Below are 21,319 nucleotides of genomic sequence, written 5' to 3' on the forward strand. Positions count from 1 at the left end.
TCTAAAAATTCGACGTCGCCAACCGCATGGTAATACCCATCCAGGTATGACCTAATGTTAGAGAGCTTACACTCACCGGTGTACATCGCAGTCCTTTCGCTAATTAGATCAATTAGTTCGTAAATATTTTTCACGGATACACTTAGCCTAACGCCATCCCTCTGCAGCGCTTCGTTAACTCGGGACTATGCCTCTATGCAGGGGGGGATTTATCGGAGTTCTTACTCTTTAAAACTTGCTCAATACTTTTTGCCTTTTGTTTGATTTTCGAATTATTTTCTTTGACCTGCTGCTTCAATTTTTCTTTGTCATGTACTGAGTTATTAATCATCTGATTTTCTATCCTTAACTCTATCAAGATCACTAGGGTTAGTTAGTTTTCCTGATGGTTCCGCATCAGAAATATCCTGAGCGCGCTCTCTGACTTTGGCTGCTTCTTTCTTTCGCATTTTTGCCCTGCGCACTATTTCTTCTCGACCTTCTTTTGTGTTTGGATCAGGGATCATAATATCCTCCGCTGTCCGACTCGCTTACCATGATAGATCGTTCTAGAGCTAAAACCTTCCTTCATGTAAAAGCTCTCCAAGTTGGGATCTGGATCTAGAACCCAAAGCTCATCCGCACCCACAATATCCGCAAAAACTGCTGCGGCATATGACATGATAGGGAATGCCTTCATGCCTAGTGGCGTAGGTCTTATTGGAATAGATTCAATCAGATTCATTCTAACGGTTGTACCTTGTTTAGAGGTTTGCCCGTAACAAAGTGCACCTAAAATTCCAGTCCTCCACAAAGATATCTCAAACCGATTTGGTCTTTTTTTATAGTAAGAAAACTCCCTTACCCACTCCCAGCCGCCTCGACTTCTGCGCGCTTCGACTGAATTGATGTTTTTCCAAGAATCTGCAGTGAAGGCATCTTTATATGATATTCCCATCGCCTCAATCTCGGGAAATTCTTCCATGACGGACTCGTATGTTACCTCTCGGAAAATTCTGTATTTTTCCTCAGTCCGAATGTGATCATCTCTCCAGCCGTACATAATCTCCTCCATGAGTTTAGAATTAACGCCGCCAGCAGGGCAGCTTACCTTATGCGCGACAATGGGGTCGCAGCGAAACGCGCAAAACGTGCAAAAGGTAAGCTGTCCTTGGAAGGAGGCCCTGCTAATGTAAGATGATTCTATTCTTCATTCGTCGAATTCAGTGATAGGGCGGTATACGCACTCAACTCGCGATCTTCCGCTTCCAGCATATTATTAAAATCATCTTCGGTAAGTAGAGTCTGTGGCAACAGATTGCTACTCTCTTTGAAAAGATGGCATAACGTTGGTTTGTCTTCGTCTCGGTTAAGGAACGTAGTAAGCAGCTGGCCCTTTACGTTAAAGTCATGGGAAATCTTATTAATGGTGTTCTTGTGCACAATCAATGCTCGATTGGGGTTCTCGAACAAAACCATTTTGCACAAGTTTTTTCTTGCAAGCTCTCTTAGTTCTTCAGCTTGTTGCTTGTCCACTGGCATCACCTCTTTCACACCGAAACTGCTTGACTTGGTTATGAGTCTATATGACTTTACTGACAACTTCTTGATTCTATCGAACAATTCATTTAACGAACACGGTTTTTTAGCGAAATCATCCACCCCTGCTGCAAAGCATGCTTCTCTGTAGGATTCATTGGCTGTTAACGCCAGTATAGGAAAGTAGCTGCTGATTTTTCTTATTACTCTCGTGGCTTCAATACCGCTCATCTCTGGCATATTGACATCCATAAGGCAGCAATCGTATTTACCTTGATTTTTCCTGGCAAAATCTACGGCCTGCTTTCCATTTGATGCCATATCAAATTTGAATCCAAAGCTTTTCATGGCCATCCGATGAGCCACCTGGATCATTTGATCGTCTTCTGCAATTAGAATATTCACTCCTTGCTCCTTTTCTCCTTCAGATAATGGTCAGCTGGAAGTGATCAAGAATGCATCGTTCACAGTGCTTTCCAAAATATGTGATATTCATTTGTTGGCGAAGAGAAACCCTTAGATGACATTTACACTACCCGCTGTAATGAAAAGTTGAACTTCTGGACGATCTAGATCAGGTCCTTCCGTGGTTCCAAGATATTTTAATGCTTTAAATTGCCCGGGTTTCTCGTTTGGTTGGGCGTGAAAAATCCATGTTGGCTGATAGATTTATTTCACGCGATAGATTGCGCAGAGCTTGTTTCCATCAGGATCGCGAACGTAGGCAAGATACATTGCACCCAAGTTGCTCTCGCGCAGGCCCGGCGGCTCTTCAATCGTCTGCCCGCCATGTGCAACCGCTGTATCATGAAATTCTTGAACTTGCTCGGGTGAGCTGCATTTGAAGGCAATAGTACCTCCATTTGCGGGAGCTGCCTCTTTGCCATCTATTGGCTCTGTGACACAGAAGGTGTTGCCATCGTGGCGATAGAAGAGCCGGATATGGCCTGAGCCAGCTTTGTTGCGCAGTGGTTCGCCTACTCCGAGTGTTCCAAGTACGGCGTCGTAGAAGCTCTTCGAACGTTCAATATCGTTCGAGCCTACCATGATGTGATTAAACATAGCTTGTATCCTGTATCAGTTGATTTTTCTTCGCTATTGTATGGCATCGCAAGAATCACGGTCCGAGCATATAAAACGTATCATGTCGATATCCTTGGTGTACATTACATCCATCGCATCGTTCACAGTGCAATATTGGACTTGGTCAGGTCATACTGCTGCACGGGCTCGATCCCGCGTTCGTACAGTAGCTCTTTCCTGCTCCCAGTGTGGATGATTTCCAATTACCATAGGCCTTGCGGATGGATATTTCGCAACTCCGCTCAGGACATCCTCGATCTTGCCTGCAGGGGGCGTTTCACTTGAAGCATTGTTGGATACCTCCGCCACGCTCATAGCTGAAAAGGACTGCGTCTCAACCCCGATGCCGCTCGTCGCGAATCGATCAGCTCTTTTTGCTTTTTCTTGCATCCCTGACCAGGTAGGACTTACCCTGGCCCCGCTTCAACTCAAACAGGTCGATGGCGCGGAACAGGCTGCTCAGGTTCTTGAAACCGTAATTGCGGCAGTCGAACGACGTGCGGTTGGAAATGTTGGAACCGACGGCGCCGAGTACCGCCCAGCCATCGTCGTCCTCGGTAGCCTCGATGGCCTGGCGCAGCAGGGTGATCAGTTTGGCATCCGATTTGATGTTCTTGGGCTTTTCACCGTTCTCTTCCTTGACCACGTCTGATTTGTCGAGGAACAGGAATTTGGAGCAGGCGTTCACGAAGGGCATCGGCGTCTTTCGCTCGCCAAACCCGAGCACCACCTTGCCCTCGGCCAGTGCCCTGGTCACCATCGGGGTGAAGTCACAGTCCGAGGAGATAAAGCACATCACGTCGATGTCTTTGGTGTACATCACATCCATCGCATCGATCACCAGCGCGATATCGGAGGCGTTCTTGCCCTTGGTCAGGTCATACTGCTGCACCGGCTGGATGGCGTGTTCGTGCAGCAGCTCTTCCCAGCCCCTGAGTGTGGGTGATTTCCAGTTGCCATAGGCCTTGCGGATGGTGACCACACCGTATTTGGCGACCTCGCTCAGGACATCTTCGAACTTGCCCGCGGGCGCATTGTCGGCGTCGATGAAAAGCGCAATTTTCTGCTTTGTTTCGTCCATTTTTCATCCATGGAATTATCGAGTAGGCGAAGATACTTGTGTCAAATTTATACTCTGACTCCAGCTATCTTTCTATTGATGTGTGGTATTTTTTGATTCCTTTAAAGTCCTTATTACTTCAGCTAGGAGTGCATCTAGATATTGAGAGTTGTTCACCTGCGTATAAGTCGGTAGTGACTCTGATTTTCTGATTGTTTGATGTATTAAATTGTCTGAAATTTTTCTGCAGCCATTCTCTAGATGTTGAAATACGGCTTTGAGCGATTTTCCTTGGTAATTTGAAGCAATCTCTTTGAATGTTCTAAATCCTAGGATGGGTGGGATGTGGTCTATTAATATCCGTTGTAGTGCTCCGAGGGCAATATAGTTTTTGTTTTGATAGTTTGAATTTATCTCTTCACATATTCTGATGAGCCGTGAAAGATCAAAGTCTATGTGTTTTATAACTTTTAATTCGCGTATTCTGTCGCTGCTTATGTAATACTGAGAAAATGCAATATGGCTCTCGTCGGAACTAAATAGGCTTTCGGATTGATGTTGTAAGAAAAAGTCGTCTATTGGGGCGGCGTCGGGTCTTTCAAACCTGGTGCTGGCTTCCCTGAAATTTTCGAACCTGAGTAGGTCTTCGGACGGAATAACCCATGCGTCATTTTTGGCTTGAAAGTCTGAGGTGTAGCCACTAAGTAGGCTTGACTGCGATATATAATATATAGCAGTGTTAATTTTTTCTCTTGAAAAATCTAATGATTTGCTGATGAATTCCAGTGAAATTCTTTCATCTTGATCATTGAAGTAAATGTTCTTTAGGAGCTGGAAAACTTTTTCGCAAACGTCAAAAATTTGTTCTATTTCGCCAGAATTTTTGTCAATTATTGATAGGGCGCGTAGGTTGATATGATAATTTTCTGCCCTTCGTTCAATGTAGCCACCGGATTCTAGTTGATCAATTTCATCCAAGTGTTGGTGGTTTTTGGCTCTAAATTGTTTTGCTTTTATACCTTCTGTGATTGTAGGTGTGGTTTTTAGAAGCTTAGAAAGTAAATCTATTTTCTGCTTTTCCATATTCTCAGGTGAAGTGCTATTTTTTATTGACAGTAGAGCGTTAGTTTTTTGCGCGCAGGCCAAACAGCTTTATCCAGAAAAACTGGGGTCAATGCAATATTTGGTGTTTGGGTCCTTTGAGGCTATGTACGCCATAACTTTACTCTGACCCCAGCAGTATTTCTGACCCCAGTATTTCTTTAGCCCAACTTGCTATCAACAAGCTTCCCATTTTTGAAAACGTAGGTTCCATTTTTGGAAGACATTTTGCCTTCACAGTTGGGGCAAGGTTCTTTTGAGGAAATTGCTCCATTAATAGTAATATCCATTGGGCCAATATTCGGAGTCATTTTCCCCTCAATGCCGCAATTTTCACATGTCAATGCTACAGAGGGCACATTTTTAGATTTTGTTGTGATGAACCCCCTAGCCTCTGGAATAACATAGTGACCTAAACAAGGCTGACCTCGACTAGTCGAAACTTCTCGATAGGTGTTGGTTACCCCACCGATAAATGCAAGAATCTCATCGAAGTCTTGACCATCCTTAAAACCTATCCAGTAATTCCCGTTATCGTACCAATATTCCTTTCCGGCAACACAAATGGCTCGTATATGTGCCGCATCTTCACCGTATAATTTTCGATATCGCTCGGCCTCATTTAGTTTATTACCACTAAGATCTGAGTGAAGAGCAAATACTACCGACCTTACTTTTTCAATGGTGTGATGCTTCTCTTTGCCATCTTCACCTTTTAAGCCAGGACGATAACTAAAATTCTGAGCTAAGTTTTTTGCGCTATCATGCGCCATTTTTAGCTCGGTAGCATTTAAAGTTGTTTTTACTTCGATGGTATAGAGAACAGATTCTATTGGAAAAATGCCAACTTTTTCATCCATCAGAATTGGGGGCAAGATGGCCTTATTATATAAAATAATGTCTATTTGGCCCGATAGTTTCCCACTATAGCTATCTATTATCTGCCCTGTGCCAACTCCGACGTCAGCTGGTAATAATGGTGTAAATAGCTGGCTAACTAATAATTCAAGAACTGTGCCCTTTACTCCTTGGTGTGAGAACCCTGCAGCTGCATTTGCTTGAGATATGGCAGATACAACTTTGGATCTTAGTAAGTCCTGGTACTGATTTTTTACAGCCATGTCCAAATTTCCGATAAGGGCTGCCCCCCGGAGGGCCGAAGGCCCGGAGCAAACTGCTTGGCTTTGTAAGAACTATTACTTGAAAAGGTTCTTAAACGTTGACTTAAGCTCCTTTTCCAACTCATTTTTGGCTAGTTCAACACCTTTTTCTTCAGCAATATCTAAGACTGAATCATAATCATTCGACTCACCACACTCGGAGCATTCGATCATATCTCCAGATTGATACTCTTTGCCTTCTTCAACCTTTAATGCCGCATCACAAAACAAGCAAACTACTTCAATAGTGTAATTTTTATCCATTGTCGGAACCCATTTTAAGGATGCTAATTATTAGACCTGCGATAGCAATAACAGAACCCAAGAGTAAAAAAAGGCCTTTATGATCTTCGATGTAGTCTGAAATTTTTTTGGGCAAAAGTCGGTTTTTACGCAACTCTTCTGATTTTCTTTTAGAAGTGGCAACGCCCATTCCCTTTTTAGTTAGCTTTAGCCCATTATGGCGACCGCTTCCAAGGTACGCATGCTCAAGCCATTCTCTAGAATAGCAACGGTCAACTATTTTTTTCAGCTCATCTATAGAAGGCTGCAATCCATATCTATCATAGAGTTCTTCAAGCAATTTATGGTCTACATCGAAGCGAACATGATCATGCCTATTCCCGCTCTCTTCGCAACACTCAAGAATATGTATTAGTAATTTATATTCATTCATAAATTGCCGATTTGCCGAATTTCAACGCTTGAATCAGCCGATGCGTTAGCGGTCGGCTGTATTTACTTGTTAGCAATTTCTCGCTTCATGTTCAATTTATGATTCATCAAAGTTTTCTTAACTAGATCCATCGCATAATTTTCGGGCATATCGTAATCAACTAAGGACGATGCCATTTCCTCTAATGAATAGTTACCCGACTCAATCATGTTAAGTATTTTTATTCTGGCCTTTTTGTCGAAATCGATATTTTTGAGGTTACGAGATTTGAAATGAACTTCCGACTCAAGATCTCTAATACGATGGGTCAGGCTTCGAGTATTATTAAGAATCTCAGACAAAATGTCTTGCTCTGACCGAGGAGGAACAACCTCTTCTGGAGGATTGTCATTCAACGCTTTTTGAAATTTCTCATTGAATTGAAGCCAGTATGTTTCAAATACTTGACTCAAAATTCGCTCATCTAGGGACTTTTCATCTAAACAGTCGTTGATTGTTCTGGTCAACTCCCAAACGCTACTTTTATCGGGGGTAGTGTGATTGAATTGGCCTAGAGGGTCTTGTAAGTCTTCGGGATTGAGGTCAATGAGAAATGTACAAACTCTATTTGTTGTTAGTCCTTTAGCCAGCGCCCCGGTTTCAAATAGTATCCAAGGCTTATTCTTATTCTCTTGCGTTAGGCAAACCACACCGACAGAAACATCTTTTAACTTGTCACTAATTTCAGAAAACCAAATTGCACCACGGTCGATGTCTCTTGTAGAAATCCAAGGCTGAGAAGCTTGGATTACACATTTAAGCCAGTCGCTCATTAATTCAGCGACGGCTTTACTTCTTTTCCCTGACCAGCTTACAAAAATTTTCATATACTCTCGATTCTAAAAACTTTCGGATTGCTAACAATTTTATTCAAAAACGTGTGCAGATGTGAGTGTCTAGATTTAGGAGCTCATATCCAAATATACACACAACCGTGTTATCGAGGTGGAAGTGACGGCTTCGCCAAGTCCTCTAATATAAAAAAAGCGGGCTTTCGCCCGCTTCAATACCTCTCTTCCTGTGAGCGACTCTTCATTGTAGTAAATCCCTTTCTACAGTCGATGCATAGTCAGTGCCTTACCACTGCAGCGCACCGCCAGTCTGGTATTCGATTACCCGCGTTTCGAAGAAGTTCTTCTCCTTGCGCAGGTCCATGATTTCGGACATCCAGGGGAAGGGGTTCTGGGCGCCGGGGAACTGTTCTTTCAGGCCGAGCTGGCTCAAACGGCGGTTGGCGATGAAGTGGAGGTATTCCTCCATCATGGCCGCGTTCATGCCGAGTACGCCGCGGGGCATGGTGTCGCGGGCGTAGGCGACTTCGAGTTCCATACCTTCCAGGATCATCTGGGTCACTTCCTGTTTGAACGCTTCGGTCCACAGGTGCGGGTTTTCCAGTTTGATCTGGTTGATGACGTCGATGCCGAAGTTCAGGTGCATGGACTCGTCGCGCAGGATGTACTGGAACTGCTCGGCAACGCCGGTCATTTTGTTGCGGCGGCCCATGGACAGGATCTGGGTGAAGCCACAGTAGAAGAAGATGCCTTCGGTCACCGCGTAGAACGCGATCAGGTTGCGCAGCAGTTCCTGGTCGGTTTCTACTGTGCCGGTTTTGAAGGTGGGATCGCCGATGGACTGGGTGTGCGACAGGCTCCACGCGGCTTTCTTGGCGACGCTCGGTACTTCGCGGTACATGTTGAAGACTTCGCCTTCGTCCATGCCCAGGGACTCTACACAGTACTGGTAGGCGTGGGTGTGGATGGCTTCTTCAAACGACTGGCGCAGGATGTACTGGCGGCATTCCGGGTTGGTGATGTGGCGGTAGATGGCCAGTACCAGGTTGTTGGCTACCAGGGAATCGGCGGTGGAGAAGTAACCCAGGGAGTATTCCACGATGCGACGCTCGTCCTCGGTCAGACCATTGGGGTCTTTCCACATGGACACGTCTTTGTTCATGTTTACTTCTTGCGGCATCCAGTGGTTGGCGCAGCCGTCGAGGTATTTCTGCCAGGCCCAGTCGTATTTGAACGGTACCAGCTGGTTGAGGTCGGCGCGGCAGTTGATGATGCGCTTTTCGTCCACCTGGATACGGGCGGCGCCCATTTCCAGTTCTTCGAGGCCCGGGGCCGGGTCCAGGTCGGCAACGGCGGCGCGCGCGGCTTCTACGGCGGAAGAGGGCGCTGCGGCAGTTGCTGAGGATCTGGAATCTGCATTTTCCTGGCTCTGGGCCGCGGTCGGTGCCGGGGCACTGCTGGCGCTGCCTGATTCATAGGCTGCGCCGGGTTCGGTGACTGCCTGCTGCTCGGATTGCAGTGCGCCCGGCACCGGTTGCGGTTCGGTGGTTTTGGCTTTTGGTGCTTCGAAATCGTCCCAGCTGAGCATGACTTCCCCTTATCTTTCCTGAGCAATTCCCGTGCCGTTTGTAGCGGCTGGGGATCTTCAATCTGTGTGTCGTGCGACCTGCGCCCGGACCGGGCCGTGACGCTGCGTGAGCGTTTCGGGTCCGGCGCCGGGGCGGCGCTTATGGTCTTGGTGCGCGAGTGCTGTTTGTGAAAAACAGGCTCGTGCGGTTGCTCTCCCCCGAGAGTCTTTTGGGTTCGTGCCGAGAGCCTTGGAGGCTCTCGGTTCGCCTGCGGGGCAGGCTCCTACATCTTTACCGGCTTATTGGCAGGCTTCGCAGTCTGGGTCGTCCAGGGAGCAGGCCTGGGGCACTGCGGCCGGGACTGGTTCTTGTTGAACCGAGGCTTGCGGAGCAGCCGGGGCGGCGCTGGCGGCGGGGGCGCCGCCAGAGCTCACTGCGTTCAGGGTGCCACTGGTCACGGTGGATTTTTCCGTGGTGGTGGCGGCCAGGGCGCGCAAGTAGTAGGTGGTTTTCAGGCCGCGGTACCACGCCATGCGGTAGGTCAGGTCCAGTTTCTTGCCGTTGGCGCCGGCGATGTAGAGGTTCAGGGACTGGGCCTGATCGATCCACTTCTGGCGGCGGCTGGCGGCGTCCACGATCCAGCGCGGCTCCACTTCAAACGCGGTGGCGTACTTGGCTTTCAGGTCTTCCGGGATGCGGTCGATCTTCTGCACCGAGCCCTCGTAGTACTTGAGGTCGTTGACCATCACTTTGTCCCACAGGCCACGGGCTTTCAGGTCGTGTACCAGGTAGGGGTTCACCACGGTGAATTCGCCAGACAGGTTCGATTTCACGTACAGGTTCTGGTACGTGGGCTCGATGGACTGGGACACGCCGGTAATGTTGGCGATGGTCGCGGTCGGGGCGATGGCCATCACGTTGGAGTTGCGCATGCCCTGGCTGGCGACTTTCTCGCGCACTAGGCTCCAGTCGAGGGTGCTGCTGGTGTCCTGATCGATAAACTGCTCGCCGCGGTTCTTGGCCAGAATTTCGATGGAGTCGATTGGCAGTATGCCCTGGCTCCACAGGGAGCCTTTGTAGCTGCTGTAAGCGCCGCGCTCGGCCGCCAGATCACTGGAGGTGGAGATGGCGTAGTAGCTGATCGCTTCCATGGTGATGTCGGCGAACTGTACGGCTTCATCGCTGGAGTAGGAGATGCCGGCTTTGTACAGCGCGTCCTGGAAGCCCATCAGGCCCAGGCCTACGGGGCGGTGGCGCATGTTGGACTGGCGCGCGGTTTCCACCGAGTAGTAGTTGATGTCGATGACGTTATCGAGCATGCGCACGGCGGTTTTCACGGTACTTTCCAGCTTGCCCATGTCGAGCTTGCCGTCTTCACCAATGTGCTGGGACAGGTTCACGGAGCCCAGGTTGCACACGGCGATTTCGTCGTTGGCCTTGGTGTTCAGGGTGATCTCGGTGCACAGGTTGGAGCTGTGTACCACGCCGGCGTGCTGCTGCGGGCTGCGCAGGTTGCAGGCGTCCTTGAAGGTGATCCAGGGGTGGCCGGTTTCAAACAGCATGCCCAGCATCTTGCGCCACAGGTCTACCGCGCGCACTTTTTTGTGCAGCTTCAGTTTGCCTTCGGCCACCAGTTGTTCGTAGTGGTTGTAACGCTCTTCGAATTTGTCGCCGAACAGGTCGTGCAGGTCCGGGGTATCGGCCGGAGAGAACAGGGTCCACTCCTTGTCTTCGAATACGCGCTTCATGAACAGGTCGGGCACCCAGTTGGCGGTGTTCATGTCGTGGGTGCGGCGGCGGTCGTCACCGGTGTTCTTGCGCAGCTCAAGGAATTCCTCGATGTCCAGGTGCCAGGTTTCCAGGTACGCACACACGGCGCCTTTGCGCTTGCCGCCCTGGTTGACCGCTACCGCGGTATCGTTGGCCACTTTCAGGAAGGGCACAACACCCTGGGATTTGCCGTTGGTGCCCTTGATGTAAGAACCCAGCGAGCGCACCGGCGTCCAGTCGTTGCCCAGGCCGCCGGCCCATTTGGACAGCATGGCGTTGTCCTGGATGGCACCGTAGATGCCGTGCAGGTCGTCCGGCACGGTGGTCAGGTAGCAGGAGGACAGCTGCGGGCGCAGGGTACCGGCGTTGAACAGGGTCGGGGTGGAACTCATGTAGTCGAAAGAGCTCAGCAGGTTGTAGAACTCAATCGCGCGGCCGTTCGGGTCTTCTTCGTTGATGGCGAGGCCCATGGCCACGCGCATGAAGAAAATCTGCGGCAGTTCGAAACGGATTTCGTCGGAGTGGAGGAAGTAGCGGTCGTACAGGGTCTGCAGGCCGAGATAGGTGAACTGGTGATCGCACTCGGGTTTGATGGCGTCGCCCAGGCGCTCCAGGTCGAAGCTGGCCAGGGCCGGGTCGAGCAGTTCCAGCGCGATACCTTTTTCCACATAGGCGGCCAGCGCCGGCTTGTAGAAGGTTTCCATTTCTTTCTGGGTGGCGGACTCGGCCACACCGAGGAAGCGCAGGGCTTCGGCGCGCAGTTTGTCGAGCAGCAGGAAGGCGGTGGCGTAGGTGTAGTTGGGCTCCTGTTCCACCAGGGTGCGCGCGGTGATCACCAGTGCGGTGTTGATGTCGGTTTCAGACACACCGTCGTACAGGTTTTTCAGGGCTTCGCGCAGGATCAGTTCGCCGTCGACGTCGGTCAGGCCTTCACAGGCTTCGCGCACGATGGTGCGCAGGCGCTCCATGTCCAGCGCTACCAGGGAGCCGTCTTCCCGTTTTACCCGAATAGAGGGGACGCGAATGCTCGGATGGGCATCGGCGGGTTCGGTGCCGGCGGTTTTCTGCTTTTCTTTCTCGGCGCGCAGGCGGGCGTGCTCTTCGCGGTAGAGTACGTAGTCGCGGGCGATCTTGTGTTCGCCGGCGCGCATCAGTTCCAGCTCTACCTGGTCCTGGATTTCCTCGATGTGGATGGTGCCGCCGGAAGGCATGCGGCGCTTGAAGGTGGCGCTGATCTGGGCAACCAGATCGGCCACGCGCTCGCGGATACGGCGGGAAGCGGCGGCGGTGCCGCCTTCAACGGCGAGGAAGGCTTTGGTAACGGCTACGGAGATTTTGCTGTCGTCGTAGGGGACAACAGTGCCGTTGCGTTTGATCACGCGGATCTGACCGGGGGCAGTGGCAGCCAGGGTGGTGTTGCTGCTGGCCTGGTCTGTTACCGAATCCTTGGTAGTGCCATTTGGCACAGACTGGGGGCGCCCTGTCTCTGTGTGCATGAATTTCTCCGTAGTTCTGTGTGCGCGTCGAGTGTGACTTGCCTGGTTTTTGCGTTGGTCTTTTGGATGTGTCGGCTTGTGGCCGGAAAATATCTGCGCTCGCTTACCAGTGCCGGGCCTTCCTGCTTTCCCGGGGTTCTTCAGACAACAGACACAAGCAGCGGCGGCGGTGCCGGGGCGCCGCTCGGGTAACTCTTGTTGGGGTACTGCTTGATACTGCGTCTGAAACTCAGGGGCACCCTGTTGCCGGATTGCCTGTGGATATGCCCGGCGCGCCGCCGGCAAGCACTTATCCACCGCTCCGGTGCCCTGACACGGGCTGTGTACAGGTCTGGCCTAGTTGGTGCGATAGCGGTCGGACACAATATCTTGTGGTGGGTCCTGGGCGCCCTGCGCCGCTTTCCCTAGAAGATGTTGGGGGCTGATTCGCCCTCAAACCCAATATATTGGGGTCCGATCTCGAATGACCAACAAGATAATGCGATTGGGAGGCTAATTCAAGGCGGATAACTTCGGGGTTACTTGTGGATAATTTGTGGGTAGGCGGTGCGGCGCGGTTTATTCCCGGCCTGCAGCGCCCGCCGTTACTGGGCGGGTATGAAAAGTGATCAGATTGGACGACCGCGCGGTTTTTCTAAGAATATTTTTTAATAGTAACGAGGCCCCAAATTAAGCGTGGCAATAATAATTTGGGCCTGGTTATTCCCTGTGCAAAGAGGTACCGACAGGTCGAAATTTGCGCGGCATTCGTGGTCAAAAAAGAGGCGCCGGTAGTATTCCGGCGCCTCTTCGCGCTGCTCGGACAATAACGGTCAGTTACTGTTGTCCAGCAGGAACTCCATCAGGGCTTTCTGTGCGTGCAGGCGGTTTTCCGCTTCGTCCCACACCACGGAGATGGATTCGTCTTCCAGCAGTTCACCACTCACTTCCTCGCCGCGGTGAGCGGGCAGGCAGTGCATGAAAACCGCGTCGCGGTTGGCGTGGCTCATTAGTTCGTGGTTCACCAGGTAGCCCGCAAACGCCTTCATGCGAATCCGCTGTTCGTCTTCCTGGCCCATGGAGGCCCACACGTCGGTGGCAACCCAGTCGGCACCGCGCACGGCATCTTCCGGTTTGCGCACCACGGTAACGCGGTTGCCGGCGGCGGCGACGATGGCCGGGTCCGGATCGTAGCCCTCGGGGCAGGCGATGCGCAGTTCGAAATCAAACTGGCGCGCGGCGCTGATGTAGGAGTTGCACATGTTATTGCCGTCACCCACCCAGGCCACCACCTTGCCCTCCGGGCTGCCGCGATGCTCGAAATACGTCTGCAGGTCCGCCAGCAGCTGGCAGGGGTGGTAGCTGTCGGACAGGGCGTTGATCACCGGCACCTTGCTGAACTCGGCGAAGCGCTCGAGGATCTCGTGGCCGAAGGTGCGGATCATGACCATGTCCACCATGCGCGAGATGACGCGCGCGCTGTCTTCAACCGGCTCGCCGCGGCCCAGTTGGGTGTCGCGCGGCGACAGGAACAGGGCGTGGCCGCCCATCTGTGCCATGCCGGCCTCAAAAGACACCCGGGTGCGGGTGGAGGCTTTTTCGAAGATCATCCCCAGCACCTTGTTGCGGAAAGGCTCGCTGGTAACGCCCTGGTTGCGCAGGGCTTTAAGTTCGATGGCGCGCTCGATGACCGCGCGCAGCTCTTCCTTGCTCAGATCAAGCAGGGTGAGAAAGTGTCTGACTGCCATAGGGGTTCCTCCGTAAATCAGGCGTCCTGTGGGGCAAAGTTGCGCACCAGTTTGGCGACGGTGGTGGCGATCTGGCGGCACTCGTCGTCCGTCAGGGTCAGCGGCGGCAACAGACGCACGACATTGCCGGCGGTGACATTGATCAGCATGCCCTCGGCGCGGGCCTGGTCCACCAGTTCCGCGCAGGGGCGATCCAGTTCGATACCCACCAGCAGGCCGAGGCCGCGCACGTCTTTTACCTGGGCGCAGCCCTCCAGCTCGCTTTTCAGCTGAGCCAGCAGGTCGCTGCCGAGCTTTTCCGCGCGCTCCAGCAGCCAGTGGCTCTCGAGGGTCTCCATTACGGCGAGGCCGGCGCTGCACGCCAGCGGATTGCCGCCGAAGGTGGAGCCGTGGCTGCCGGCGGTGAACAGTTCCGCCGCTTTGCCGCGGGCCAGGCAGGCGCCGATGGGCACGCCGTTGCCGAGGCCTTTGGCGGTGGTCACCACGTCCGGCAGCAGGTCGCCGAAGTGCTGGTAGGCGAACATTTTGCCGGTGCGGCCGTTGGCGGTCTGGATTTCGTCCAGCATCAGGAACCAGTCCTGCTGGTCGCACAGGGCGCGCAGGCGCGGCAGGTAGTCGGCGTCGGGAATGCGGATGCCGCCTTCACCCTGCACGGGTTCCACCAGAATGGCGACGATGTCGTTGTGCTCGGCGGCGAGTTTTTCGATGGCCGCCACGTCGTTATACGGCACCCGCAGGAAACCTTCCGTCAGGGGGGCAAAACCGATCTGCACCTTGGGGTTGCCAGTGGCGGTGAGGGTGGCGAGGGTACGGCCGTGGAATGCCCCCTCGGTCACGACAATTTTCGGGACGGCGAAGCCGCGCTCGTTGCCCAGCCGGCGCGCCAGTTTAATGGCCGCCTCATTGGCTTCCGCGCCGGAATTGGAGAAGAACACGTTGTCCATGCCGGACAGCGCCACAAGCTTCTCCGCTAGCTTTTCCTGGGGCGGGAGGTTGTACAGATTGGAGGTGTGCAGCAGGGTGTTGGCCTGTTGCTCGATGGCCTCGGTGACCGCCGGGTGGCAGTGGCCTAGGCCGCACACGGCGATACCGGAGAGTGCGTCGAGATAACGTCGGCCCGCATCGTCCCACACGTAATTGCCTTCACCTCTGACCAGGGTCAGGGTTCTGTTACCGTAGTTCTGCATAAGTGCGGGAGTGGCCACTGCGATATCTCCTCTGTCGGTGGGCCAAAGTAAGGGAAACCGCAGAAAATGCGTCGAAGACACACTCTGGCAGCAATTTCCCCGGAAAGCCGGCAATACTAGCACAGCCGCGCTACGGCACCACCAGTGCATTTGCGGGACGTGCGCGAAAAGGGGAATCGGGTACAATGCGCGCATTCAAGACGGCATGACGCCGGCTGAGGCCCGCGTCGGACATTTCCCAACCCGAGGTTAGCTTCCACTATGGATACTCTGGAAAACATCAAACAGCAGATCGCGGACAACGACATTCTGCTTTATATGAAAGGCAGCCCCAACGCGCCCCAGTGTGGCTTCTCCATGCGCGCCTCCCAGGCGATCATGGCCTGCGGCCAGCGCTTTGCCTACGTTGACATTCTGGCTAACCCGGACATCCGTCAGGAGCTGCCGAAGTACGCCAACTGGCCGACCTTCCCGCAGCTGTGGGTGAAGGGCGAGCTGATCGGCGGCTGCGACATCATCATGGAAATGTATGAAAACGGCGAGCTGAAGACCCTGATCGAAGAAGCGGCCAAAGGCGCGGAGCAGGGCGAGTAATCGTTGCTGTTACCCGGGGCTCGTTTCCGGGGCACAAAAAAACCGCGAGTTTTCGCGGTTTTTTTGTGCCCGGAATTAATCACCGGACTGTCTGTAGGAGCCTGCTTGCAGGCGAACCGGATTCTGCACCATTGGTTCGCCTGCAAGCAGGCTCCTACAAAATAAGGGCTATTCCTCGGAAGCTTTTTCCATCTGCGACTGCAGATAGTTCTGGATGCCCACCTTGTCGATCAGGCCCAGCTGGGTTTCCAGCCAGTCCACATGTTCCTCTTCGGAATCGAGAATGCGCTGCAGCAGTTCGCGGCTGCCGTAGTCGCGCACGGATTCGCAGTAGGCGATGCCGTCGCGCAGTTCCGGGATGGCCTTCTGCTCCAGCTTGAGATCGCACTTGAGCATTTCCTCGGTGTTTTCTCCGATCAGCAGTTTGCCCAGGTGTTGCAGATTGGGGATACCCTCGAGAAACAGAATCCGCTCGATCAGCCAGTCGGCATGCTTCATCTCGTCGATGGACTCGTGGTATTCCTTGTCGGCCAGCTCTTTCAGGCCCCAGTCCTTGAACATGCGCGAGTGCAGGAAGTACTGGTTGATGGCAATCAGTTCATTGCCCAGTGCTTTGTTCAGGTGCTCGATGACTTTGGGATCGCCTTTCATTGTTTTCTCCTTTCACCCCGGGGACACCCTGGGAACATTGTCTGAAACGGTCTGAGTACCGGTTGCGATTTGCGAAAATGCGAGTTGCGTGCCGGGCGTCTCAAACGATTCTCGACGTCCCTGTCTGCCCACAATTGTAGGGCCACAAATGGCTGGCGAGGTGAGTTTGCGTTGCGCTCTGTGGCAAGTCAAGGTTGCCGTGCCACTTATTTTGCAGGCAAAAAAGCACGAAAATTAACGGGAAAAAGGCCGAAAACTACAACGAGAATGATTGCCATTTGATTTGTTTGCGCGGTCGCAGACTGTAAGCAAAAAATGAAATTCTTTTGCCGCAACGAATTCATAAGGTGGGGAGAGCTGCTAAGAGGTGTGTATAAAGAACGGCGACAAAATTCATTTACTCCAGTGCCCGGCGCATGACTGACAGCTGTTTTTGGATGGTGGCGATATCAAATCTGTCGTCGATGCAATTTTCGCAGTCTTCCGCCAGTCGCTTGACCAAGGCGCTCAATGCTCTGCAGTCCTCCCGGCGGGAGCAGATTTCCGCCAGCTCAATGAGCGCGCCGATCAGGTGGCGCATAACGACGCCACTGGAGCGTCCGTACTCGCGGATTTCATCCAGTGCGGCCGCCAGCACGTCGGTGAAGTCCAGTTCATTGACCACCAGCCGCAATTGTTCCTGGTCATCGTGAAAACAGTTGGGCAGCTGTGGCCGTTGCAGCACAACGCCCATACCGTCCACCAGTCTGTCGATACAGGCGTAGGCGGTAAACGGATCGTTGATGCCGGGAGACAGCGCGCGCACCGCGATCTGCGCAAGCTGGCGAACAGAAAAAATGATGTCCTGCTCCGCGGTTGCCTGGGGGCCCAGAGTAATTGCGCTGAGAATTGCCCTGGCGATGTCCTGGCTGTCGAGATTGCGGGGTGGATCGTAAACCCGCGCGACGATACTCCAGTGGAAGGCAAAAATTCCCGGATGGCACAACAGCTGAATACGGCACTCGTGCTTGGTTGCCCAGTCGATCAGTGCCTGGCGGTCGATGATCTGCACATAGCCTTCTTTCTGTGTGCGCACACAGAGGCTGTCGTCGCCGAGTTGCAGTGTGCGCAGGTCGCAGCGGCTGTTGCGGCGATTTCTCGCTTCTTCGCGGGGGTAAATAGACTCAAGCGCAGAGCGGAACTCGCGGTTGATGTGATAGGTGATGTTGTCCACCTGGATGGATTGGGCAACGTTGTGGATGAAATAAATCAGAAAGGCGATACATCCGAGCGCCAGCAGCAGGGCAACCGTTACGGTCAAGGTGTGGCGATGTTCCGTGGTGTCTGACCCGATGCCGCGCATGCTCATCAGCGCATACACAAAGGTGCTGAGAAAAATGCCAAGGGAGGCCTGAGTGCCGCGGTCGCGGATGAAGTTGCGCACCAGGCGCGGGCCAAACTGGTTGGAGGCCAGGGTGAGGGCGACGGTGGTGATGGAAAACACCGTGCCGGCCACGGTGATGGTGGAGCTGGCAATGGCGCCCAGCAGGGCGCGCGCACTATCCGGGTCGCGCAGTCTGAGCCAGCCAAAGCCGGGCAGGTGGTCGATCTCCCATATGCGGTCGGCGGCGAGCAGACCCTGCGCCAGTAGCAGGGCGACAATCATCATCAGCGCCGGGACCACCCAGAAGCTGGCGCGGAGGCGTTCAGACAAATGCAGCAGCTGGTGTTTCATGGTCGGGATGTCAGGCTCGCGCAATCAGGGCCAATAAAAGCCTAGTCGGTCACGCGGAGAATGATCTGCAATCGGAGGAAAAGTTTATACGTCGGCGGACGGCGGTCCGGAAGAGTGGGGTGTCAGGGAGGGGGGCTACGTTGCGGGAGGGCTCGCTGTTGGCAGGTATCGAAGGCTAGCCGCCATAGCCCCTTGAAGCTGGAATCAGCCGGCGGAATAAAAGAGCGCGCTGTTGGCTGTGGCCATTACGCCGCCTGCCATGGTCTCGTCGATGATTTCCTGGGTCAGTTCTGCACAGCGACCGCACTGTGAGGATACGCCCAGATGACGGCGCAGGGCTTTGACCGAGGTGGAGCCGTCGTACACGGCCTCTTTGATCTGGCTGTCAGTGATGCCTTTACAGATACATACGTACATCGCGGTGACCCTGGCGCAAAAACAATCAACTCTTGAACGGATGTGGATCTTATTGGTAATGAGAATGTGTGTCAATAAGATTATGCGATCGCTCAAAATTTATTCTAGCCGGCGGTGCACAGTCTGGTAGGGGGGATTGGGGCTTTCGGCTGACTGAAGAGTCGGCACCGCTTTGGCTGGGCGGGAGAGAAACGCGCCGCAGGTGGTGAGGAGCGCCAGCTATTGGATTTATATAAAAATTTAATGGGACTGGCATAAAGCCCTGTGTAAGATAGCGGCCCACTATCAATCTTTAATCAATTTATAGCCATTGGTTATAAATTGACCATTTCCATAACGTTATACCCATCTCACTGAGGAGGTTCTCATGGCTGTATTAGTAGGCAAGCCCGCTCCGGATTTCACTGCGGCCGCGGTACTGGGCAACGGCGAGATCGTTGACACCTTCAACCTGGCCGAGGCAATCAAAGGCAAGAAGGCTGTGGTCTTCTTTTACCCGCTGGACTTCACCTTTGTATGTCCTTCTGAGTTGATCGCATTCGACCACCGCTTTGAAGAGTTCAAAAAGCGCGGTGTTGAGGTGATCGGTGTTTCCATCGACTCCCAGTTCTCTCACAACGCCTGGCGCAACACCCCGGTAAACGACGGTGGTATCGGCCCGGTTAAGTACACTCTGGTTGCCGACGTAAAACACGAAATCTGCCAGGCCTACGACGTTGAGTCCGAAGGCGGTGTCGCTTTCCGCGGCTCCTTCCTGATCGACGAAGAAGGTGTTGTGCGTCACCAGGTGGTCAACGATCTGCCGCTGGGCCGCAACGTTGACGAGATGCTGCGCATGGTTGACGCGCTGGCGTTCCACCAGGAGCACGGCGAAGTCTGCCCGGCTGGCTGGCAGGAAGGTGACAAGGGCATGAACGCCTCTCCGGCGGGTGTGGCTGCGTACCTGAGCGAGAATGCCGACAAGCTGTAAGTCTTGTTGCGAGCGCTACGCTGACCGGGAAGCCATGCGGCTTCCTCGGTCAAAGAAAACCGCCTTACGGCGGTTTTTTTTCGCCCGCAAATCGCCGCGTTCCGGAATCAGCCCGGGCAAACCCGGTGATACCGGTTGAAAAATCGGCTAATGTGCGCGTTTGTTCCAGTTTTATTACAATCCCGGCCAAGTCGGTGCGGTGGTCGTTTGATCCGTCCGATCAACCGGTGACGTTGTGAGAGGATTGAGGCGATGGCAAGTAAGGGTGCCGCCCGAGAATTTTTGTGCGGGCTGCTAGTCTTACATACAGGTTTTCCCACAACATCCGATAGCGTTTTTCACGGGGCTCCGGTCTGACCCGGGTTCGGGGGACGTCGTTGTCGCGGTGGTCTGCAGTACGGCATATGGTGTATTTCAAGGTGATTCAGGGCGTATCCAACCGTATTCGGGACATGTTCCAGCCTGTTGCTGGCGGACTGCTGCCGCCACTGGTGTTGCTGGTGCTGCTCTCCGTCGCACATACCGTGACCGCTGCGGACGCGACGGCAGGGGATAAGTCCGCGCGTGAGGGCGGCAAGTCCGTCAGCCGGAGCGTTGAGTCCAGTGCCCGCGAGTTTGATCGTTACTTCCGCCAGATACTGAAACAACACGGCATTCCCGGCGCCGCCTATGTGATCGTGGACCGCGACCAGGTGGTGGCGATGGATACCTTTGGTGTCCGCGTGAAGGGCAAGCAAGAAGCGGTCACCAACCATACCGTGTTCCGGCTGGCGTCGGTGTCCAAAACCTTTGCCGCCAGTATGGCCGCGGTGCTTGAGCACGAGCACAAGTTCAGCTGGGGCGACAAGGTCGTACGCTATGTGCCGGAACTCAGCTTCAAGACCCCGGCGCTGTCGATGAAGTTGCAGGTGCAGCACCTGCTGAGTCACTCTTCGGGGCTGACGCCCAACGCCTACGACAACTACCTGGAAGACAACCGGCCTCTGTCCAAGATCCTGCCGATGTTTTCCACCATCGACCCCAACTGCGAACCGGGCCAGTGCTACGGCTACCAGAATGTATTGTTCAGCCTGATTGAAGAGGTCATCCAGAAGGCCACCGGCGTGCCTTACAGCCGGCAGCTGAAAGACCGCTTTTTTGTCCCCTTGCAGATGGAGGACGCCTCCCTCGGCTGGGAAGCGTTTATGGCGGCGAGCAATCGCGCCGCGCCCCATGTACAGACCGGCAACGGCTGGCGCCCGGTAAAAGTAGAGAAAGAATACTATCTGGCGGCACCCGCGGCCGGAGTGAATGCCAGTATCAGCGACATGGCCCAGTGGCTGAAGGCGCAGATGGGATACTACCCCGAGGTGCTGTCGCGGGAGGTGATCAGCGACCTGACCACCGAGCGGGTGGAAACCCGCCGCCATATGCGGCACCGTATCTGGCGTGACTATATTGACCACGCCGGTTATGGACTCGGCTGGCGGCTCTACACCGTGGGTGACGATCGCATCGTGTTCCACGGCGGCTGGGTGGCGGGCTTCCGCGCGGCCGTTGCCTACTCAGAAAAACGCAAGGTGGGCATCGCGATCCTGATGAATGCGGAGTCCCGCGTTATTTCGGATCTCACCGGCAATTTCATCGCCGATATCACCGGCCGGGGCAAGCTGGTACACGCCATCGCCGCGGCGAAAAAGTAATCCCGCCGTTTCTTCCCCCAAATCCGTGTGCAGTCAATCACCGGCCGGCGCTTGAAAAGGTGCCGGCCGGCCCAATATCCCCAGTCTTGACGTTGATCTGATTTAGGGGAGAACT

20 protein-coding genes are annotated in these 21,319 nt (G+C 53.6%); 3 read left to right on the forward strand and 17 right to left on the reverse strand.

What is annotated here, in order from left to right; translation table 11 throughout:
* Nucleotides 1-323 precede the first annotated feature (323 nt).
* From GNX18_RS01485 to GNX18_RS01550, 14 genes are all read right to left on the reverse strand, one after another.
* Nucleotides 324-506 carry a hypothetical protein gene (locus GNX18_RS01485; RefSeq protein ID WP_166215013.1) on the reverse strand — a complete coding sequence of 61 codons (183 nt, stop codon included), beginning with the start codon at nt 504-506 and terminating at the stop codon, nt 324-326.
* Entirely contained in the window at nt 503-964 is a 462-nt protein-coding gene (locus GNX18_RS01490) for a hypothetical protein (protein WP_166215015.1), read from the reverse strand. Before GNX18_RS01490 ends, GNX18_RS01485 begins: the two co-directional genes overlap by 4 nt.
* 218 nt (nt 965-1,182) lie before the next feature.
* Nucleotides 1,183-1,923, reverse strand: a complete 741-nt coding sequence (locus tag GNX18_RS01495) for a response regulator (protein WP_205828034.1) — start codon at nt 1,921-1,923, stop codon at nt 1,183-1,185.
* A 264-nt stretch (nt 1,924-2,187) separates the two neighbouring features.
* The gene (locus GNX18_RS01500; RefSeq protein ID WP_166215017.1) at nt 2,188-2,580 is read right to left on the reverse strand and encodes a VOC family protein; all 393 of its coding nucleotides are present in this window, start codon (nt 2,578-2,580) and stop codon (nt 2,188-2,190) included.
* A 385-nt stretch (nt 2,581-2,965) separates the two neighbouring features.
* Nucleotides 2,966-3,682, reverse strand: coding sequence for an NYN domain-containing protein (locus GNX18_RS01505; protein WP_166215019.1), 717 nt, complete (start codon nt 3,680-3,682; stop codon nt 2,966-2,968).
* Nucleotides 3,683-3,754: 72 nt separating this feature from the next.
* Nucleotides 3,755-4,744, reverse strand: a complete 990-nt coding sequence (locus tag GNX18_RS01510) for a hypothetical protein (protein ID WP_166215021.1) — start codon at nt 4,742-4,744, stop codon at nt 3,755-3,757.
* A 179-nt stretch (nt 4,745-4,923) separates the two neighbouring features.
* Entirely contained in the window at nt 4,924-5,883 is a 960-nt protein-coding gene (locus GNX18_RS01515) for a DUF6602 domain-containing protein (protein ID WP_166215023.1), read from the reverse strand.
* A gap of 75 nt (nt 5,884-5,958) precedes the next feature.
* Nucleotides 5,959-6,186 (reverse strand): hypothetical protein, encoded by a 228-nt coding sequence (locus GNX18_RS01520; protein WP_166215025.1) that lies wholly within the window; start codon nt 6,184-6,186, stop codon nt 5,959-5,961.
* Nucleotides 6,179-6,598: a hypothetical protein gene (locus tag GNX18_RS01525; protein WP_166215027.1), complete on the reverse strand. Its 420-nt coding sequence runs from the start codon at nt 6,596-6,598 to the stop codon at nt 6,179-6,181. Before GNX18_RS01525 ends, GNX18_RS01520 begins: the two co-directional genes overlap by 8 nt.
* A 62-nt stretch (nt 6,599-6,660) precedes the next feature.
* The gene (locus GNX18_RS01530; protein ID WP_166215029.1) at nt 6,661-7,464 is read right to left on the reverse strand and encodes a toll-Interleukin receptor; all 804 of its coding nucleotides are present in this window, start codon (nt 7,462-7,464) and stop codon (nt 6,661-6,663) included.
* Nucleotides 7,465-7,714: 250 nt separating this feature from the next.
* Nucleotides 7,715-9,016 (reverse strand): ribonucleotide-diphosphate reductase subunit beta, encoded by a 1,302-nt coding sequence (locus GNX18_RS01535; RefSeq protein ID WP_166215031.1) that lies wholly within the window; start codon nt 9,014-9,016, stop codon nt 7,715-7,717.
* Between the two features lie 279 nt (nt 9,017-9,295).
* Entirely contained in the window at nt 9,296-12,262 is a 2,967-nt protein-coding gene (locus GNX18_RS01540) for a ribonucleoside-diphosphate reductase subunit alpha (RefSeq protein WP_166215033.1), read from the reverse strand.
* 812 nt (nt 12,263-13,074) lie between these two features.
* Entirely contained in the window at nt 13,075-13,989 is a 915-nt protein-coding gene (gene argF, locus GNX18_RS01545) for an ornithine carbamoyltransferase (protein ID WP_166215035.1), read from the reverse strand.
* Nucleotides 13,990-14,006: 17 nt separating this feature from the next.
* The gene (locus GNX18_RS01550) at nt 14,007-15,194 is read right to left on the reverse strand and encodes an aspartate aminotransferase family protein (protein ID WP_205828035.1); all 1,188 of its coding nucleotides are present in this window, start codon (nt 15,192-15,194) and stop codon (nt 14,007-14,009) included.
* A gap of 243 nt (nt 15,195-15,437) precedes the next feature.
* Here GNX18_RS01550 and grxD point away from each other — a divergent pair, with 243 nt between their 5' ends.
* A complete protein-coding gene (gene grxD / locus GNX18_RS01555; protein ID WP_105101507.1) occupies nt 15,438-15,770 on the forward strand; it encodes a Grx4 family monothiol glutaredoxin in 333 nt (110 codons plus the stop codon).
* 168 nt (nt 15,771-15,938) lie between these two features.
* Here the strand turns inward: grxD and bfr are convergent, their stop codons facing one another.
* From bfr to GNX18_RS01570, 3 genes are all read right to left on the reverse strand, one after another.
* Nucleotides 15,939-16,421, reverse strand: coding sequence for a bacterioferritin (bfr, locus tag GNX18_RS01560; RefSeq protein WP_138236393.1), 483 nt, complete (start codon nt 16,419-16,421; stop codon nt 15,939-15,941).
* Between the two features lie 397 nt (nt 16,422-16,818).
* Nucleotides 16,819-18,135, reverse strand: a complete 1,317-nt coding sequence (locus GNX18_RS01565) for a DUF2254 domain-containing protein (protein WP_166215036.1) — start codon at nt 18,133-18,135, stop codon at nt 16,819-16,821.
* Between the two features lie 204 nt (nt 18,136-18,339).
* Nucleotides 18,340-18,552, reverse strand: a complete 213-nt coding sequence (locus GNX18_RS01570; protein ID WP_138236395.1) for a bacterioferritin-associated ferredoxin — start codon at nt 18,550-18,552, stop codon at nt 18,340-18,342.
* 367 nt (nt 18,553-18,919) lie between these two features.
* Here GNX18_RS01570 and GNX18_RS01575 point away from each other — a divergent pair, with 367 nt between their 5' ends.
* Complete coding sequence (locus tag GNX18_RS01575) at nt 18,920-19,522, forward strand: peroxiredoxin (RefSeq protein ID WP_138236396.1); 603 nt, start codon at nt 18,920-18,922, stop codon at nt 19,520-19,522.
* A gap of 404 nt (nt 19,523-19,926) precedes the next feature.
* On the forward strand, nt 19,927-21,204 hold the full coding sequence (locus GNX18_RS01580; RefSeq protein WP_240914154.1) for a beta-lactamase family protein: 1,278 nt from the start codon (nt 19,927-19,929) through the stop codon (nt 21,202-21,204).
* The last annotated feature ends 115 nt before the right edge of the window (nt 21,205-21,319 follow it).

Origin of the sequence: Microbulbifer sp. SH-1 (genome assembly GCF_011326135.1) — a bacterium.
Taxonomy (GTDB): Bacteria; Pseudomonadota; Gammaproteobacteria; order Pseudomonadales; family Cellvibrionaceae; genus Microbulbifer; species Microbulbifer harenosus.